The organism is Azospirillum sp. OGB3 (genome assembly GCF_014192915.1).
Taxonomy (GTDB): Bacteria; Pseudomonadota; Alphaproteobacteria; order Azospirillales; family Azospirillaceae; genus Azospirillum.
This window is the reverse complement of the sequence record NZ_JACHYN010000062.1, coordinates 1-1597: the sequence shown is the minus strand read 5'-3', so window position 1 is coordinate 1597 and position 1597 is coordinate 1. Positions and strand designations below refer to the sequence as shown.

Annotated in this window: 2 protein-coding genes; one reads left to right on the top strand and one right to left on the bottom strand. The window is 63.1% G+C overall.

Annotated features, from left to right (window positions below; translation table 11 throughout):
* A partial coding sequence (locus tag FHW79_RS32255) for an NAD(P)(+) transhydrogenase (Re/Si-specific) subunit beta (protein WP_183182683.1) occupies positions 1-189 on the top strand: 189 nt, incomplete at its 5' end.
* Positions 190-264: 75 nt separating this feature from the next.
* Here the strand turns inward: FHW79_RS32255 and FHW79_RS32250 are convergent.
* Complete coding sequence (locus FHW79_RS32250; RefSeq protein ID WP_038528130.1) at positions 265-966, bottom strand: CBS domain-containing protein; 702 nt, start codon at positions 964-966, stop codon at positions 265-267.
* Positions 967-1597: the final 631 nt, after the last annotated feature.

Here is a 1597-nt window from a genome sequence, read left to right as displayed (position 1 = left end):
CCGCAGTCGCCGATCTACGGCATGCCGATCCTCGACGTGGAGAAGGCCAAGACGGTGTTCTTCATCAAGCGCGGCATGGCCGCCGGCTACGCCGGTGTCGAGAACGAGCTGTTCTTCCGCCCCAACACCATGATGCTGTTCGGCGACGCCAAGAAGGTCACCGAAGAGGTCGTGAAGGCCACCGAGTAAAGGTCTGCTGAAAGGAAAAGCCCCTTCCCGGACGAACCGGGAAGGGGCTTTTTTGTTGCCGTATCGGCGATTGGCTCAGAAGCCGACCGCGCCTTCGGCGACATGATCCACGATGATCAGGTGATTCTCCACGCGGGTGACGCCGGGGGTGTTCTCGGCGGCAACGCGAATGGCGTCACGCTGCGCCTCGGTGCGGACGCTGCCCCAGAGATGCACGACGCCGTTGCGCACCACGATGTTCTCGCTGATCTCCGGTGCCCAGGGCTGTGCCCGCAGGGTTTCCAGAAGCCGGTCGCGCACGACGCGGTCGTCCGCGGCGGCTGGGGAGACGTCCGGCGCGATGCTGGCGAGAACGTGCAGCAGGTTGGCGCGGCTGACGATGCCGACCAGCTTGCCGTTGTTCAGCACCGGAACGCGCTTGATGCGGTTGCCCTCCATCAGGCGGACCACCTCGTCGAGCGGGGTCTCCTCCGTGACGGAGATCAGCGACTCGGTCATCGCGTCGCGCACGTGGCGGCCGTGGGACTTGGTGTAGTCGGCGGCTTGGTTCGGTGCGCCCGCGAACATGGCGAGCCACCATGAGGCCCGGCGCACCGTGCCGGTCTCCGCCCGGCGCAGCAGGTCGCCCTCGCTGATGACGCCGAGCAGGCGCCCGTTCGAATCGCAGACGGGCAGGCCGCTGATCCGGTTCTCCAGCATGCGCTTGGCGGCTTCGGTCACCGTGGCGTCGGGACCGATGGTGACCACCTGACGGGTCATGATGTCCGCAGCTTTCATGGCTTTCCTCCGTTTGCCTGATTCGTTGACCCAGCCAACTTACACGCACGCGAAGTGTGGGGAAACTGTCTGGTGTACGGTATACCAATTTGCCGCAGGGTGAAGTCCACGAGCGGGAGAAAAAAAGAAGGCTCCGCTGGCAGAGAGCCGCGGAGCCGTCAGGTGGGGGAATCTACAGGGAGGAATGCGTGTAGTTCCAAGGACGTTTGTACCCCCAGCGATCCGCACCAACCACAGTGGATTCGGTATACCAGTCATGCGGCGTATGTATACCGTATACGGAATGCCAAAAGGCGGCAAGCGGCGCAGAATTCCCGGGCCGCCGCAGCGGAATCACTGCACCGTCGTTCATCGAAGAAACAGTCCGCGATCCGAACATATCCGCTTGTCATGAACTGGCATCTGGTATACCGTATCTCCAATCCAAGCCGCTTCCCTCTCCGGGGCAATGAAAGCGCGGCCCAAACCCCGTCAACCGGGGAAACCCCGGATCATTCCGGGGGCGGAGAGAGAGGGACGGGAACGCCAATGCAGATGATGAGTTTCTCGGTCGCACCCCTGGATCAGGGGATGAGCTTCAAGGCCAAGGCCTACCAGGCGCTGCGCCAAGCCATCACCCAGATGGACATCT